The following is a 15605-nucleotide window of genomic DNA, read 5'->3' on the forward strand; positions in this document are numbered from 1 at the left end:
CCCGGCTCGCGCCGGGCCGCCGCGGGTCAGGCGGACTTGCGCCAGCGGATGCCCGCGGCGATGAAGCCGTCGAGGTCGCCGTCGAAGACGTGCGAGGGGTTGCCGACCTCGTGGTCGGTGCGGAGGTCCTTGACCATCTGGTACGGCGCGAGGACGTAGCTGCGCATCTGGTCACCCCAGCTCGCCGTGATGTTGCCGGCCAGCTCCTTCTTGGTCGCGGCCTCCTGCTCCTTCTGCAGCAGCAGCAGGCGCGACTGCAGCACGCGCATGGCGGCCGCGCGGTTCTGGATCTGGCTCTTCTCGTTCTGCATCGAGACGACCAGGCCGGTGGGGAGGTGGGTCAGGCGCACCGCGGAGTCGGTCGTGTTGACCGACTGGCCGCCGGGACCGGAGGAGCGGAAGACGTCGACGCGGATGTCGTTGTCCGGGATCTCGATCGCACCGGCCTCCTCCATCAGCGGGATGACCTCGACCGCGGCGAAGGACGTCTGGCGCTTGCCGGCGGCGCCGAACGGGCTCATCCGCACGAGGCGGTGGGTGCCGGCCTCGACGGAGAGGGTGCCGAAGGCGTAGGGCGCGTCGATCTGGAAGGTGGCGGACTTGATGCCGGCCTCCTCAGCGTAGCTCGCATCCATCACGGTCGCGGGGTACTTGTGCTTCTCGGCCCAGCGGAGGTACATCCGCATCAGCATCTCGGCGAAGTCGGAGGCGTCGACGCCGCCGGCTCCCGCGCGGATGGTGATGACGGCCGGGCGGTCGTCGTACTCGCCGTCGAGGAGGGTCTGCACCTCGAGCTCGCCCATGGTCTTCTGCAGGGCGTCGAGCTCGGCGATCGCCTCCTGCTCGGACTCGGCGTCATCGGCCTCGTTGGCCATCTCGACCAGGACCTCGAGGTCGTCCAGGCGGCGCTCGATCGCGGTGATCCGGGCGAGCTCGGACTGGCGGTGGCTCAGCGCGCTGGTCACCTTCTGCGCGTTGTCGGTGTCGTCCCAGAGATCGGGGACGCCCGCCTGCTCGTTCAGCTCCTCGATCTTCGAGCGGAGCTCGTCGACGTCGATGACGGCGAGGATGTCGGAGAAGGTGGAGCGGAGAGCAGTGATCTGCTCGGTGAAGTCGTTGTCCAGCATGGTGGCTCCAGACTACCGGGGGCGCCGGGGCTCACCGCGGGCGGCCGCCCGGGCGGCGCTTAGGATGGGGCTGGTGAGCAGTACCGCCGAGCGCCCCTTCCCCGTCGGGCCCCTCCTGCTCTCGACCTTCCTGCCGACACTGCTCTTCTCGGTCGGCGAGGGCGCGATCATCCCCCTCCTCCCCGCCGTCGCCGGTGACCTCGGGGCGACGCTGGCGATCGCCGGCCTCGTCGCGGGCATGATCATGATCGGCGAGCTCGCGGGCGACATCCCGAGCGGGTGGATCGTCTCGCGGATCGGCGAGCGCGGCGCGATGCTCGGCGCCTCGGCCGCCTCGATCCTCGGCCTGGTGATCTGCCTCGTCTCCACCTCCTGGGTGACGCTGACCGTGGGCGTCTTCCTGATCGGCCTCGCGACGGCGGTCTTCGCGCTCGCCCGGCACGCCTTCATGACCTCGTTCGTGCCGATCAGCCACCGGGCGCGGGCGCTGTCCTCCCTCGCGGGGGTGTTCCGCGCGGGCTGGTTGATCGGCCCGTTCCTCGCTGCCGGGGTCGTGCACCTCAGCGGCTCGGTCGAGTCGATCTTCTGGGTGCACATCGCCTGCTGCGTGGCCGCGGTCGTCGTATTGCTGCTCGTGCCGGACCCGGCGACGGTGCTGCGCCGCGCGGCGGCCGCCTCCGCCGCCGCCGACCCAGTGCTCGACGCCGCCGCCGAGGCCGCGGCCGTGCCGGAGTCCTCCCCCGGCCTGGTCCGCACCCTCCGCTCACACCGCGGCGTGCTCGCGCGGATGGGCTCCGGCGCCGCCGTGATCGGCGCCCTGCGCGCGAGCCGGACGCTGATCCTCCCGCTCTGGGCGGTCAGCCTCGGCCTCGCCGAGACCGACACCGCGATCATCATCGGCATCGCCGGGGCCCTCGACTTCGCCCTCTTCTACGCGGGCGGGCAGGTGATGGACCGCTTCGGCCGCGGCGCCACGGCGATCCCGTCGATGATCGGCCTCGGAGTCGGGCACCTGCTGCTGGTGGCGACGCTCCTCGCCGCCGACCCGGTGCCCTGGTTCATCGCGGTGGCCTGCGTCCTCGCGGTGGCGAACGGGATCGGCTCGGGCATCCTGATGACGATCGCCGCGGATCTCGCACCGCCGAAGGATCCGGCGCCCTTCCTCGGGGCGTTCCGCTTCACCGGCGACGCGGGCAACGCCGCGGCCCCGATCGCGGTGTCCGCGCTGACCGCGGCGGTCTCGCTGCCGTTCGCGGCGGGAGCGATGGGCGTGCTCGGGCTGGCCGGTGCCGCCGCGCTCTCGCGCTGGATCCCGCGGTACCTGCCGCACCGGCGCCCGCGCACCTGACCGGCAGCGCAGCCGGCGGCCACGCGGTCTCCGCGCGGGCCCCTGCTCGCGCTCCCCTCCTACACTGGAGCGCGCACGCGGGAGTGGTGGAATGGCAGACACGCAGGATTTAGGTTCCTGTGCCGAGAGGCATGTGGGTTCGAGTCCCACCTTCCGCACCAGGGGCGACCGGAGTGACCGGCGTGGCACGCCACCTTCGGGGGCCGCCCCGGCCGTCTTCCCGGTTTCGCCGGTACAGTGAGCGCGGTCGAGCCGCCGCAGACCGAGGATCGGCTGCGGCGTCGGCCGGCCGCACGGCACTGATCGACTGGAGAACCGTTGAACCACGCCGCCCTGATCCCCTGGCTGGACCCGGAGACGATCCTCACCTCCTTCGGTCCGTGGGGCGTGCTGGTCGTCTGCCTGATCGTCTTCGCCGAGACCGGCCTGCTGATCGGCTTCCTCTTCCCCGGCGACACCCTGCTGATCATCACGGGCCTGCTCGCGCACGAGAACGCCTCCAACGGCGGGCTGGGCGTCCCGATCTGGCTGATCTGCCTCGCGGTCGGCTTCTCGGCGTTCCTCGGCGGCGAGGTCGGCTACCTGATCGGGCACAAGGCCGGTCCGCGCATCTTCGAGCGCAAGGAGTCGGGCCTCTTCAGCGTCGAGAACGTCAAGCGCACCAACGCCTTCTTCGAGCGCTTCGGCGGCCTCGCCGTGATCCTCGCGCGATTCGTGCCGATCGTCCGCACCTTCGCGCCGATCGCCGCCGGTGTCGCCCACATGAACTACCGCAAGTACAGCCTGTACAACGCCATCGGCGCCCTGATCTGGGGCAGCGGCGTGACGCTGATCGGCTGGCTGCTCGCCTTCATCCCGCCCGTCGCCGACTTCGTCTCGCACTACATCGACGTGATCCTGATCGGCGCCGTGGCCCTAGCGATCATCCCGACGGTCTTCCACCTGCTCCAGCAGCGCCGCAAGGCCCGCCTCGCCGCCGACAAGGACACCGACGCGTCGGAGGCGAGCGCCCTCGTCCTCGACCCCACCGCCGTCGACGACAAGCGCCGCAAGCACTGACCGATCCCGCGAGATGCCATTTGTGCACGCTCGACACGGCGTGTCGCGTGCACAAGTGGCATCTCGCGGTCGGGAGGCTGCGCCCCCGATCAGGAGAGGGTGGTCGCCAGGGTGGTCAGTTCGGCTCGGAGGGCGGTGAAAGCCCGGGCCCGGTGGCTGCGGGCGTTCTTCTCGGCGGGGGCGATCTCCGCGGCTGAGAGAGCTGAGTCCGAGGGGACGAAGACCGGGTCGTAGCCGTGGCCGTTCGTGCCGCGCGGACCGGCGGCGATGGCGCCGTCCCAGCGGCCCTCGACCACGACCTCGCGGCCGCCGGGCAGGACCGACTCGGGGACGACCAGCGCGATCGTGCAGACGAAGTGCGCGCCGCGGTGCTCCGGCTTCACGTCGGCCAGCTGGGCGAGCAGCAGCTCGTGGTTCGCGACCGCGTCGTGCGGGCGGCCTGACCAGCGCGCCGAGAAGATGCCCGGCGAGCCGCCGAGCACGTCGACGCAGAGGCCGGAGTCGTCGGCGAGCGCCGCGAGGCCGGTGTGCGCCGCCGCGGCCCGCGCCTTGATCAGCGCGTTCTCGGTGAAGGAGACACCGTCCTCGACGGGCTCCGGCCCGTCGTAGGCGCGGACGCAGACGCCCGGCAGCGCTCCGGCCAGCATCGCCCGGAACTCCTCGACCTTGCCCGCGTTGTGGGTGGCGAGGACGAGGTCGAGGCTCACGCGTCCTGCCCCGCGGCGAGCGCCTCGGTCTGGAAGCGGGCCAGGTCGGCCGCGCCGCCGACGGCGAGGTCGAGCAGCGCGTCGAGCTCCCGGCGGTCGAAGGGGGCGCCCTCGGCGGTGCCCTGCACCTCGACGAAGAGGCCCCGGCCGGTGACGACGACGTTCATGTCGGTCTCCGCGCGCACGTCCTCGACGTAGGCCAGGTCGAGCATCGGGACGCCGTCGATGATGCCGACGGAGACCGCCGACAGGCTGTCGATCAGCGGCTGCGCCTTCTGGCCGACGTACTTCTTGCCGCGGGCCCACTCGATCGCGTCGACCATCGCCACGTAGGCGCCGGTGATCGCCGCGGTGCGGGTGCCGCCGTCGGCCTGGAGGACGTCGCAGTCGATCACGATCGTGTTCTCGCCGAGGGCCTTGGTGTCGACGACGGCGCGCAGGCTGCGGCCGATCAGCCGGGAGATCTCGTGGGTGCGCCCGCCGACCTTGCCCTTGACGGCCTCGCGGTCCATCCGGGAGTTGGTGGCGCGGGGCAGCATCGCGTACTCCGCGGTGACCCAGCCCTTGCCCTTGCCCTGCAGCCAGCGCGGGACGCCGTTGGTGAAGGACGCGGTGCAGAGCACCTTGGTGTTCCCGTAGGAGATCAGCGCGGAGCCCTCGGCCTGGGTGCTCCAGCCGCGCTCGATGGTGATCGCGCGCAGCTCGTCGGGCGCGCGGCCGTCCTTGCGCTTGACGGTCGGCTGGGCGGCGGCGGGCTGGGCGGCGGTGCTGTCGGTCACTCGGGGCTCCCTGGAGTCGTGCGGCGCGCGGCCCGGTCGAGCTCGCGCAGGTTGATCGTGCCGGTCTCGACGAGGTCGACGCTCGAGACCTCGGGGCCGAGGAAGCGCCGGGCGAGGCGGACGAAGTCGCTCGAGCCGGTCTCCTCCCAGCGGTAGGTCGGCGGGGCGGCGGCGGTGCGCTGCAGTCCGTGCGCCACCAGCGTGCGGTAGACGTCGAGCGCGGTCTCCTCGGCGCTCGAGACCAGCCGGACGTCGGGGCCCATCACGTAGGCGATGGCGCCGCGCAGCAGCGGGTAGTGCGTGCAGCCGAGCACGAGGGTGTCGACGCCCGCCTGCTTCAGCGGCGCGAGGTACTCCTCGGCGAGCGCCAGCAGCTCGTCGCTCCAGGTGACGCCGGCCTCGACGAACTCGACGAAGCGCGGGCAGGCGGCGGTGACCAGCTCGAGGTCCGGTGCGGCGACGAACGCGTCGTCGTAGGCGCGCGAGCGGATCGTGCCGACGGTGCCGATCACGCCGACGCGGCGGTTGCGGGTGTCGCGGACGGCGCTGCGGACGGCGGGCTGGATGACCTCGATCACCGGGATGCCGCGGCCGATCGTGTAGCGCTCGCGCGCGTCCCGCATCATCGCGGCCGAGGCGGTGTTGCAGGCGATCACCAGCAGCTTCGCGCCCTGGTCGACCAGCGTGTCCAGGGTGTCCAGGGCGTAGGCGCGGACGTCGGCGAGGGGCTTCGGCCCGTAGGGCGAGTGCGCGGTGTCGCCGAGGTAGACGATCGACTCGTTCTGCAGCTGGTCGATCACGGCGCGGGCGACGGTGAGTCCGCCGACGCCGGAGTCGAAGATGCCGAGGGGTGCGTCCGTCACGGAGGAAGAGCCTACCCGCGCCCGGGGAGGGTGCCCCGTGCGGGGAACGGTGCATGGAACACTGGTCGGATGGACGCGACGGCCTTCCTCACCGACCGCTACGAGCTGACGATGGTCGAGGGCGCTCTCGGCAGCGGCACCGCGGACCGGCGCTGCACGTTCGAGGTCTTCGCCCGGAGCCTCCCGCCGGGCCGCCGCTACGGGATCCTCGCGGGCACCGGCCGCCTGCTCGAGCTGATCTCCCGCTTCCGCTTCGGCGACGCCGAGCTCGACTGGCTGCGGGAGAACCGCGTCGTCGACGCCCGCACGCTGGACTGGCTGGCCGACTACCGCTTCCAGGGCGACATGTGGGGCTACCGCGAGGGCGAGGTCTACCTCCCCGGCTCCCCCGTGCTGATCGTCGAGGCGCCCTTCGCCGAGGGCGTACTGCTCGAGACGCTGGTGCTGAGCGTGCTCAACCACGACAGCGCCGTGGCGAGCGCCGCCGCCCGGATGGTCTCCGCCGCCGACGGCCGCCCGCTGGCCGAGATGGGCTCGCGCCGGGCCGGCGAGCGCTCGGCGGTCGCCGCCGCGCGCGCCGCGCACATCGCCGGCTTCGGGGCGACCTCGAACCTCGAGGCGGGCCGCAGCTGGGGCGTGCCGACGATGGGCACCTCCGCGCACGCGTTCACCCTGCTGCACGACTCCGAGGAGGACGCCTTCCGCGCGCAGGTCGCCGCGCTCGGGCCGGGCACGACGCTCCTCGTCGACACCTACGACGTCACCGCCGCGGTGGACCTCGCGGTCCGCGTCGCGGGCACCTCGCTCGGCGCAGTGCGGATCGACTCGGGCGATCTGCCGCAGCAGGTCGCCGCCGTCCGCGCGCAGCTGGACGGGCTCGGCGCCACCGGCACCAGGATCACCGTCACGAACGACCTGGACGAGTACGGCATCGCGGCGCTGGCCGCCTCCCCCGTCGACTCCTACGGCGTGGGCACCTCCGTCGCGACCGGCTCCGGCCACCCCACCGCGGGCATGGTCTACAAGCTCGTCGCGCACGAGGACGACGCGGGCGAGTGGGTCTCGGTCGCCAAGAAGTCGGCGGCGAAGGCCTCCATCGGCGGGCGCAAGTCCGCGGGGCGGCGCCTCACCGAGGACGGCGTGGCCGTCGAGGAGGTCGTGCACGTCGGCGCCGGGCCCAAGGGCGCCGTCGGCGAGGACGAGCGCGCGCTGCTGGTGCCACTGATCGAGGACGGCCGGATCCGCGAGGAGCACCTCGGCGCAGCCGGCGTCGTCGCGGCGCGGGAGCACCGGGCGAACGCGGTGCTCGAGCTGCCGCTGGACGCGCTGCGCCTCGGCCGCGGCGACCCGGTGATCCCAACCCGCTACGCCTGAGCGCGGAGCGCCCGGACGGGGCGGGCCCGGCTCCCGCTGCGGGGCCGGGCCGGCGCCCTACTTCATCCGGGCGTAGATCTCCTTGCAGGAGGGGCAGACCGGGAACTTCTCCGGGTCGCGGCCCGGCAGCCACTTCTTGCCGCAGAGAGCGCGGACGGGCTTGCCGGTCATCGCGCTCTCGAGGATCTTGTCCTTCGGGACGTAGTGGGAGAAGCGCTCGTGGTCGCCCGGCTCGATCGTCTCCTGGTTGAGGAGCTCCTCGAGTTCGCGGTCGAGGGTGGCGGTTCCTCCGCCTCCCTCGAGGGGGTCGGTGCTGCTGTTCTCGAATCGGGACGTCATGGCTCCGATCCTACGCTCGGAGCGCGGGAGCGGGCGGGGCCCGCTGAGGCTCAGTAGCGGCTGGTGAACGAGACCAGCTCGGCTGCGCGGCGGTCGAACAGGAAGCCGCCGAGCAGCACGCCCAGGGCGAAGACGCCGACCGCGCTGCCGAGGCCCGCGAGGATCGCCTGGTCCCGGTCGCCCTCGAAGAACAGGGTCTGCACCGCCAGCACGACGGCCGGTGCCGAGAGCAGCAGCCCGAGGCCGAACGCGAGCGCCTGCGAGCCGGCCCCGCTCGCTCCCGGTGCCTGCGGCTGGACGAAGGCGCTGTCGCCGGGACGCGGTGCCGGATAGGCGAGCCGCGCGGAGAGGGCGCTGGCGACCCCCGCGGGCACCAGGAGCAGCGCGGCGTTCACCGCGAGCAGGACCGGCAGCGCATCGTCGAAGCCGGAGGTGGCACTGCTGACGAGCGAGCCGAGCACGACGACCGGCAGGCCGAGCAGCAGCGTCGGGAAGGCGCGGCCGAGCCGGTCCGACCAGCCGCGCACCCCGGCGGCGGCGTGCAGCCAGAAGGCCGAGCCGTCGTAGGCGACGTCGTTGTGCAGGAACCAGCCGAGGAACAGCGCGACGAGCGGGACGGGCAGCAGCGAGAGCAGCGGGAACGGCACTCCCACCAGGGCCAGCAGCACCACGGCGAGCACCGGGAGCAGCGGCACGGCGACGAGCGACGCCTGGTAGCGGGGGTCACGGAGCCAGTAGGTCGTGCTCCGAGCGGCGATGGCACCGGTGCGGCTGCCGCCGAGGACGTCGAACCAGCCCAGGCGGAGCCCCCGCGGCGGCCGGGAGGTGCGCTCGGGGCGGACGGTCAGCGCGCGGACGACCAGCCACCAGAGCGCCCCGGCGACGACGAGGGTGAGCAGCGCGGTCAGCAGCGGGCCGGCGGCCGCCCCGGAGGCCGCGCTCGGCGCGATAGCCCAGGCGGCGCCGAACGGGGTGGGCGCGAGGACGGCGGCGAGCCGCTCCAGCGCCTCGGAGCCCTCGCCGCCCCAGTCGAGTCCGGTGGTGAGCACGAGCGCGACCGGCGCGGTGAGCAGGAGGACGAGGCCGAGCACCGCGAGCAGCTCCCGCGCCGTGCGGGAGGGCACCAGCGCCGAGGAGGCGGCGAGGCCGATCCTGGCCAGCAGCGCCGCGGTCAGCACGCCGAGCAGCGGGCCGAGCACGGCCAGGAGTCCGGCGCCCGGGAAGAGCCGGATCGACGCCGCGCCGAGGACGACGAGCGCGAGCACGGGGAGGGAGACGAGCCCGGCCAGCGCGAGCGCGGCCGCGAGCCGGCCACTCGGGATGCCGAAGAGCCGGAACGCTCGCGGGTCCATCGGATCCTTCGGCCCGAGCAGGAACGGGAGCACCAGGAAGCCGAGCGTGACGACCGCTCCCCCGGCGACGACGGCGTCGTCCGCGAGCCAGGAGCCGGGCTCGAGCGTGCCGAGACCGGCCAGGAGCGCCGCGGTCGCCACGACGACGACGAGCACTCCGAGCAGGGCACCGCCCGTGTGCCGCGCGCCCGAGCGGAAGGCGCCGAGCAAGACGTCGAGCCTCAGCCGGAGAAGTCGTGCAGCCACTGCAGCCCCTCGGCGATCTGCTTGCCGCCCGCGAGCTCGAGGAAGCGCTCCTCGAGCGTCGCGGTGCCGGCGACCTCCTCGACGGACCCGGCGGCGAGGACCTTGCCGCCCACGATCACCGCGACGTCGTCGCAGACGCGCTCGATGAAGTCGAGGCCGTGGCTGGAGAGCACGACGGTGCCGCCGCCCGCGACGAAGCGGCGCAGGACGGTGATCACGGCCGCGGAGGAGACCGGGTCGACCGACTCGAACGGCTCGTCGAGCACCAGGACGCGGGGCGCGTGGATCATCGCGCCGGCGAGCGCGACCTTCTTGGCCATGCCCGCGGAGTAGTCGGAGATCAGGCGCTCGAGCGCGTCGGTCAGGCCGAGCGCCTCCGCGAGCTCGACCGTGCGCTGCTTGGCGGTCTTCCGGTCGATCCCCCGCAGCGCGGCGGAGTAGTAGAGGAACTGCGCGCCGGTCAGCCGGTCGAACAGGCGCAGGCGGTCGGGCAGGACGCCGATCAGCGGCTTCGCGGCGCGCGGGTCCTTCCAGACGTCGACGCCGTGCACGAGCACGCGGCCGGTGTCGGGGCGGAGGAGGCCGGTCATCATCGACAGCGTCGTGGTCTTGCCCGCGCCGTTCGGGCCGATGATCCCGTAGAAGGTCCCGGCGCGGACGGCGAGGTCGATGCGGTCGACCGCGACCGTGCGCCCGAAGGTGCGGGTGAGGGCGTGCAGCTCGAAGACGACGGGGTGCTCGGGGTCGGCGGGCTGGGCGGTCTCGGGCTGCGGCGAGGGGTCGGCCGTCTGCGCGGGAGCGGCCGGATCCGCGGTCTCCGTCGCGACGGGTTCTGCGGGAGTCGGCGACTCGGCGGGCGGAGCGCCGTCGCGCTCGGATTCCTCGGCGTTCGTCGCGGACGTCATCCGGCTACGGTACCAAGTCGCTCCGGACGGGGACGGGGCGCGCCGGACCCTGTGGAGAGGAGCCTGGGATCCGCCTCCCCGACACGGCTCCTGGCAACCCCTGGCCTTCGAAGGCGTGCACAGTACACTAAGTGGCGACCCAGGAAGCGATCAGGTCGCTGCACGCCGGTTAAGGATCGCTACGCGGCGGTGAACACATCGTTCCGCCGCGATCGACGCGAGGAGAACACATGACGAGCAAGCCCTTCCCGACCGCCTCCGCCGGCGGCTCCACCGGCGCGCCCGCCTCCGTCGTCATCCTCGCCGCGGGCATGGGGAGCCGGCTCGGCCGCTCCCTGCCGAAGCCGCTGACGCCGCTGAGCGACGGCCGCACGATCATGCAGCAGCAGTTCGACAACATCCATCACGCCTTCGGCACGAAGGTGCCGGTGAGCATCGTGGTCGGCTACAAGCTCGAGCACATCATCGAGGCGTTCCCCTCGGCGACCTTCGTCTACAACGAGCAGTACGACCAGACCAACACGTCCAAGAGCCTCCTCCGCGCGCTGCAGGCCTCGGGCCAGGGCGGCGTGCTCTGGATGAACGGCGACGTCGTCTTCGACCCGCGCATCCTCGACCGCACCGCGGACCTCATCGCGAAGGACGTCTCCTTCGTCACCGTCAACACCGCGAAGGTGTCCGACGAGGAGGTCAAGTACACGACCAGCGCCGAGGGCTACATCGACGAACTGTCCAAGACCGTCAAGCGCGGTCTCGGCGAGGCCGTTGGGATCAACTACGTCTCGGCCGCGGACAAGCCGGCGCTCATCCGCCAGCTGGCCCGGGTCGACGCCCAGGACTACTTCGAGCGTGGAATAGAGTTGGCGATCGAGCAGGACAGACTGCTCGTCGAGCCGATGGACATCTCCGACCTCTACGCCGTCGAGGTGGACTTCGCCGAGGATCTCGAGCGGGCGAACCTCTTCGTCTGAGGCTCGCGTCTCGTCCGGCTCGATCCGAGCCGGTCGAGAGGAGTCGCCTGCCGTGAGCAGCCCCGCACGCGTCGACGCCGGTGCGACCGCCCTGCGTCCGCACCGCTCGCGGGCCTGGCGCTATCGGCACTCGCTCTGGCTGCTGACCAAGCGCGACCTCACAGTCCGCTACGCCACCAGCGCGCTCGGCTACGTGTGGTCGGTGCTCGACCCGCTGGTGATGTCGGGCATCTACTACTTCGTCTTCACCGTGGTGTTCCAGCGCACCGTCGGCGAGGACCCGTACATCGTCTTCCTGCTCGCGGGCCTGCTGCCGTGGATGTGGTTCAACCAGGCGACGTCCGACGCGACGCGGGCCTTCCTCCGCGAGGCGAAGCTCGTGCGCTCCACGTCGATCCCGCGCACCATCTGGGTCGGCCGGATCGTGCTCTCCAAGGGCATCGAGTTCGTGGCGAGCCTGCCGGTGCTCGTGCTCTTCGCGGTCGTCGCGGGAGCGGGAGTGACGCCGGCGATCCTGCTCTTCCCGCTCGCAATCCTGCTTCAGGGCGTGCTCACGCTCGGCGTGGGCCTGCTGGTCGCCCCGCTCGTCGTGTTCTTCCGCGACCTCGAGCGCGCGATCAAGCTGGTGCTGCGCTTCCTCTTCTACGCCTCGCCGATCATCTACTCGACGGCGAACCTGCCCGATGCGATCCGGCCGTGGGCGGCGCTCAATCCGCTCAGCGGGATCTTCGCGCTCTACCGCTCCACCTTCTTCGCGAGCGAGCTCGACCTGCCGCTCATCCTCACCTCCGTGCTGATCTCGTTCCTCGTGCTCGGTCTCGGCCTGATCGTCTTCCGCCGCTCCGAGCGCGCGGTGCTGAAGGAGCTGTGAGCATGGACGCCCCCGACCGCGCTTCCGGCGGCGACTCCCCCGCCGGCCGCGCTCCCGCCGGGGACTCGCCCGTCGTGATCGAGTGCCGGGGTCTCGGGATCCGGTTCCGGCGGAACCGCCGCGGCCGTCGCTCCTTCAAGGACCTCTTCTCCCGCGGGACGCGACGCTCGCGGCCCGGCGAGTTCTGGGCCCTGCGCGGGCTCGACGTCCGGGTGCACGCGGGCGAGGCGATCGGCGTCGTCGGCCGGAACGGCCAGGGCAAGTCGACGCTGCTGAAGCTCGTCGCCGGCGTCGTGCTGCCGGACGAGGGCGTGGTCGAGGTCCGCGGCGGGGTCGCTCCGCTGATCGAGATCACCGGCGGCTTCGTGGCCGACCTCAGCGTCCGGGAGAACGTCTACCTGACCGCGGGGCTGCACGGCATGTCCAAGCGCGAGGTCGACGACCGGTTCGACTCGATCATCGAGTTCGCCGAGATCGGCGACTTCCTGGACACCCCGTACAAGCACCTCTCCAGCGGGATGAAGGTGCGGATCGCCTTCTCGGTGGTGTCGCGGCTCGAGGAGCCGATCATCCTGGTCGACGAGGTGCTCGCGGTGGGCGACAAGGCGTTCCGCGAGAAGTGCTATGCCCGGATCGAGGAGCTGCTCGCGGCCGGCCGGACGCTCTTCTTCGTCTCGCACAACGAGCGCGACCTCCGCCGCTTCTGCACCCGCGGGCTCTACCTGGACAAGGGCGCGCTGGTGCTCGACGCACCGATCGATCAGGTTCTCGCCCGGTATTCTGAGGACTACGCGCCGAAAGCGCAGCCCGCCGCGGAGTGACCGGCAGTCCGAGCCGCACGGCCCGGAGCTCGCCGTGACAGCGCGACGCGCGGGTCCTCACGACGCAGGAGTGCAGACATGTCCTCGAAGAAGGACCGCAAGGACCGCGACGAGCTCGAGCAGGCCGGCACCGCCGACGTCGAGAACGCGCAGCTGGCCCGGATCCTGGACCGCGTCCTCGCCGTCCAGCGGCCCGCGGTCCTCGCGAACATCCGGGCGCTGCGGCGTCGCCGGCCGAACGCGACTCCCGAGCAGCTGATCACCTCGCTCGAGCGCCAGTACCTCTCCAGCGTCGCCGCCGGTGGCGCGGCCATCGGAGCGACCGCGGTCGTCCCCGGGATCGGCACCGCCGCGTCCGTCGCGCTCTCCGGCGCCGGCGCGATCGGCTTCCTCGAGGCGAGCGCCCTCTTCGCGCAGTCGGTCACCGAGGTGCACGGCATCCGCCTCGAGGACCCGGACCGCGCCCGCGCCCTCGTGCTCACGCTGATGATGGGCTCCTCCGGCAGCGAGCTGGTGCGCCAGGTCGCCGGGCACGCGACCGGCACCAGCACCGGGATGAACCAGTACTGGGGCTCGGTGGTGACCAAGGGGCTGCCGTCGTTCCTCGTCGGCGAGCTGGCCGACCGGGCCAAGAAGTCCTTCGCCAAGCACTTCCTCGCGCAGCAGGGCGCGGGGCTGGTCGGGCGGGCGATGCCGTTCGGGATCGGCGCCGCGCTGGGCGGCGTCGGCAACGCGATGCTCGGCCGCAAGGTCGTGCAGAGCGCGCGGGACGCCTTCGGTCCGGCCCCGCGCGAGTTCGGCAACACCTTCGTGCTCCCGCCGACCAAGGCCGAGCGGAAGGCGCTCGCGGCCGGTGCCGAACCGCTCGAGCTGCACGTCCGCGACTACGGCGGAACGGGCGAGAAGGTCGCCCTGCTGCTGCACGGCCTCGGCACGGACTCGCGCGTCTGGTACGCCCTGGTGCCGACGCTGCACGAGCACGGCTACCGCGTCGTCGCGCCCGATCTCGCCGGGCACGGCGGCTCGCCGAAGTCGCCCGCCTACTCCGTCGACCACTGGGCGGAGGACGTGCGCGCCTCGGTGCTGCAGACCCCCGACCTGGTGATCGGCCACGGCCTCGGCGCGGTCGTCGCCGCGCGGCTCGCCCCGGAGTACCGCGCCGAACGGCTGATCCTGCTCGACCCCGCCTTCTCCGACGCGAAGGGGCTCGGCAGCGCTCTGCGCCGCGGCGGCTCGATCGCGCACGTCGAGAAGGGCGATGCCGACGACCTGCGTCACCGCCACCCGATCTGGACCGACGAGCAGATCGAGCTCGACGTCTCGGCCCACGCGCTCTGGGACCCGGAGTCCGCCTCCGGCCTGACGGCGCGCGGCGCCGCCGACGCTCCGGACGCCTTCCCTGTGCCGACGCTCGTCGTGCTGCCCGAGGACCCGCTGGGCCACTCCTCGCTCGGTGATGTGCTCGCCGACCACGGCGCGGAGGTCCGCACGATCCCCGGCGCGGGCGCCTCGATCCTCCGCGAGGACCGCGCGGCCCTCATCTCGGCCCTCGCCGACCGCCTCTAGCCTTCGGCGCCCGCACGACGAAGGCTGAGCGTCTCGAACGAGCGGACCCGCTCGTGTTCGACGCACTCAGCCTTCGTTGTGAGGACGCCGGCCACCTGCCGAACGGAATCGACGAGTCGATCCGGCTTCCGGGGTCTCGATACGCCGCTGCGCGGCTACTCGACCAGCAGGGGAGGGCGCGGCCCGCTCAGCAGGCCGTCGAGCAGGTGCAGCAGTCGCAGCCGCCACCGCATCCGCAGCAGTCGAAGGCGTGGCAACCGCCGCAGCATGCTGATCGAGTAGCGCCCGCAGGGCGCGTATCGAGATCCACCCACCGGACGACCTCGGCCGCGCAGCTCAGGCCGAACCGTTCTCCGGTCTCTCAACCCTCCTCGGGACGGGACCGGGACCCGTCGAGCGGCGTCGCGAGGACGATCCGCACCAGCGGGCCTCCGTCGCGGTCCTCACCGGCGACGAGGAGCCCGATCTTCTCGGCGACGCGCTGGGAGGCGCTGTTCTCGGGATGGATGATCGCCACGAGGCGTTCCGCGAGGCCGCACCGTCGAGCCAGCTCGAGACAGGCGGTCGCGGCCTCCGTGGCGTAACCCCGCCCCTGCAGCGAGGAGCGGACGTGGTAGCCCACCTCCAGCTCGGGGACGCCGTTCACGCTCTGCCAGGTCAGGCCGCAGTCCCCGACGAAGTCGCCGTCCGCCGTCTCGATGACCCACAGCCCGACGCCGTCGCGCTCGTAGTTGCGCCGGTTCCAGGCGATCCAGTCGGCGGCCTCTGCGCGCGTCTTCGGGGCCGGGTAGTAGCGCATCACCTCGGGATCCCCGAGCAGCTCGGCCAGGAGATCGAGGTCCGCCTCGGTCATCTCGCGGAAGCGCAGGTGCGCGGTGTCGGACGGCAGCATCGGCGTCACGCTACCGGCAGGACATGCTCCCGCGCCTCTCGGTCCACCGCTTCCCCGCTGATAGAACAGCGCCTGCGCGGCGCCTCTCGAGATCCGCCCTTCGGACGACGCGGGGTCTCGATACGCCGCTCCGCGGCTACTCGACCAGCATGAAGGGCTGCGTCCCGCTCAGCAGGCCGTCGAGCAGACGCAGCGGGCGCAGCAGGCGCGGCAGGCGCAGGCGCAGTCGCAGGTGCAGTCGCAGGCGCGGCCGCAACCGCAGCAGTCGGATGCGTGGCGGCCGCCGCAGCATGCTGATCGAGTAGCGGCCGCAGGGCGCGTATCGAGATCCACCCACCGGACGACGCGGGGTCTCGATACGCCGCTGCGCGGCTACTCGACCAGC

Annotated in this window: 16 protein-coding genes and 1 tRNA gene; 8 read left to right on the forward strand and 9 right to left on the reverse strand. The window is 72.5% G+C overall.

What is annotated here, in order from left to right:
* Positions 1-26: 26 nt before the first annotated feature.
* Positions 27-1127 (reverse strand): peptide chain release factor 2, encoded by a 1101-nt coding sequence (prfB, locus tag C1I64_RS10460; RefSeq protein WP_123448001.1) that lies wholly within the window; start codon positions 1125-1127, stop codon positions 27-29.
* Between the two features lie 73 nt (positions 1128-1200).
* Between prfB and C1I64_RS10465 the strand changes: the two genes are divergently transcribed.
* The 3 genes from C1I64_RS10465 to C1I64_RS10475 all read left to right on the forward strand — a co-directional run bounded on the left by C1I64_RS10465 (position 1201) and on the right by C1I64_RS10475 (position 3534).
* Complete coding sequence (locus C1I64_RS10465) at positions 1201-2475, forward strand: MFS transporter (protein ID WP_244209445.1); 1275 nt, start codon at positions 1201-1203, stop codon at positions 2473-2475.
* A 77-nt stretch (positions 2476-2552) separates the two neighbouring features.
* Positions 2553-2636, forward strand: a tRNA-Leu gene (locus C1I64_RS10470).
* Between the two features lie 157 nt (positions 2637-2793).
* A complete protein-coding gene (locus C1I64_RS10475; protein WP_127887157.1) occupies positions 2794-3534 on the forward strand; it encodes a DedA family protein in 741 nt (246 codons plus the stop codon).
* Between the two features lie 89 nt (positions 3535-3623).
* On the opposite strand, the gene rdgB is transcribed toward C1I64_RS10475, so the two are convergent.
* The 3 genes from rdgB to murI are packed head-to-tail and all read right to left on the reverse strand — an operon-like array spanning position 3624 to position 5883.
* Positions 3624-4241 (reverse strand): RdgB/HAM1 family non-canonical purine NTP pyrophosphatase, encoded by a 618-nt coding sequence (gene rdgB, locus C1I64_RS10480; RefSeq protein ID WP_127887158.1) that lies wholly within the window; start codon positions 4239-4241, stop codon positions 3624-3626.
* Positions 4238-5020 carry a ribonuclease PH gene (rph, locus tag C1I64_RS10485; protein ID WP_123705079.1) on the reverse strand — a complete coding sequence of 261 codons (783 nt, stop codon included), beginning with the start codon at positions 5018-5020 and terminating at the stop codon, positions 4238-4240. Before rph ends, rdgB begins: the two co-directional genes overlap by 4 nt.
* The gene (gene murI, locus C1I64_RS10490; protein ID WP_127887159.1) at positions 5017-5883 is read right to left on the reverse strand and encodes a glutamate racemase; all 867 of its coding nucleotides are present in this window, start codon (positions 5881-5883) and stop codon (positions 5017-5019) included. Before murI ends, rph begins: the two co-directional genes overlap by 4 nt.
* Before the next feature lie 69 nt (positions 5884-5952).
* On the opposite strand from murI, the gene C1I64_RS10495 reads away from it, so the two are divergent.
* Complete coding sequence (locus C1I64_RS10495; RefSeq protein WP_127887160.1) at positions 5953-7257, forward strand: nicotinate phosphoribosyltransferase; 1305 nt, start codon at positions 5953-5955, stop codon at positions 7255-7257.
* Positions 7258-7314: 57 nt separating this feature from the next.
* Here the strand turns inward: C1I64_RS10495 and C1I64_RS10500 are convergent, their stop codons facing one another.
* The 3 genes from C1I64_RS10500 to C1I64_RS10510 are packed head-to-tail and all read right to left on the reverse strand — an operon-like array spanning position 7315 to position 10099.
* The gene (locus C1I64_RS10500) at positions 7315-7596 is read right to left on the reverse strand and encodes a DUF3039 domain-containing protein (RefSeq protein ID WP_123448008.1); all 282 of its coding nucleotides are present in this window, start codon (positions 7594-7596) and stop codon (positions 7315-7317) included.
* Between the two features lie 50 nt (positions 7597-7646).
* Complete coding sequence (locus C1I64_RS10505; RefSeq protein ID WP_164874508.1) at positions 7647-9194, reverse strand: ABC transporter permease; 1548 nt, start codon at positions 9192-9194, stop codon at positions 7647-7649.
* Positions 9170-10099, reverse strand: a complete 930-nt coding sequence (locus C1I64_RS10510; RefSeq protein ID WP_127887162.1) for an ABC transporter ATP-binding protein — start codon at positions 10097-10099, stop codon at positions 9170-9172. Before C1I64_RS10510 ends, C1I64_RS10505 begins: the two co-directional genes overlap by 25 nt.
* Positions 10100-10329: 230 nt before the next feature.
* Here C1I64_RS10510 and C1I64_RS10515 point away from each other — a divergent pair, with 230 nt between their 5' ends.
* The 4 genes from C1I64_RS10515 to C1I64_RS10530 all read left to right on the forward strand — a co-directional run bounded on the left by C1I64_RS10515 (position 10330) and on the right by C1I64_RS10530 (position 14328).
* The gene (locus C1I64_RS10515) at positions 10330-11070 is read left to right on the forward strand and encodes a phosphocholine cytidylyltransferase family protein (RefSeq protein WP_127887163.1); all 741 of its coding nucleotides are present in this window, start codon (positions 10330-10332) and stop codon (positions 11068-11070) included.
* A 52-nt stretch (positions 11071-11122) separates the two neighbouring features.
* The gene (locus tag C1I64_RS10520) at positions 11123-11941 is read left to right on the forward strand and encodes an ABC transporter permease (protein WP_397459915.1); all 819 of its coding nucleotides are present in this window, start codon (positions 11123-11125) and stop codon (positions 11939-11941) included.
* 2 nt (positions 11942-11943) lie between these two features.
* Positions 11944-12762 carry an ABC transporter ATP-binding protein gene (locus tag C1I64_RS10525; RefSeq protein ID WP_127887164.1) on the forward strand — a complete coding sequence of 273 codons (819 nt, stop codon included), beginning with the start codon at positions 11944-11946 and terminating at the stop codon, positions 12760-12762.
* A 78-nt stretch (positions 12763-12840) separates the two neighbouring features.
* Positions 12841-14328, forward strand: coding sequence for an alpha/beta fold hydrolase (locus C1I64_RS10530; RefSeq protein ID WP_127887165.1), 1488 nt, complete (start codon positions 12841-12843; stop codon positions 14326-14328).
* Between the two features lie 361 nt (positions 14329-14689).
* On the opposite strand, the gene C1I64_RS10535 is transcribed toward C1I64_RS10530, so the two are convergent.
* Positions 14690-15220, reverse strand: coding sequence for a GNAT family N-acetyltransferase (locus C1I64_RS10535; RefSeq protein WP_127887166.1), 531 nt, complete (start codon positions 15218-15220; stop codon positions 14690-14692).
* A 136-nt stretch (positions 15221-15356) separates the two neighbouring features.
* A complete protein-coding gene (locus C1I64_RS10540; RefSeq protein WP_127887167.1) occupies positions 15357-15557 on the reverse strand; it encodes a hypothetical protein in 201 nt (66 codons plus the stop codon).
* Between the last annotated feature and the right edge of the window lie 48 nt (positions 15558-15605).

It is taken from the genome of Rathayibacter festucae DSM 15932, from assembly GCF_004011135.1.
Lineage (GTDB): Bacteria > Actinomycetota > Actinomycetes > Actinomycetales > Microbacteriaceae > Rathayibacter > Rathayibacter festucae.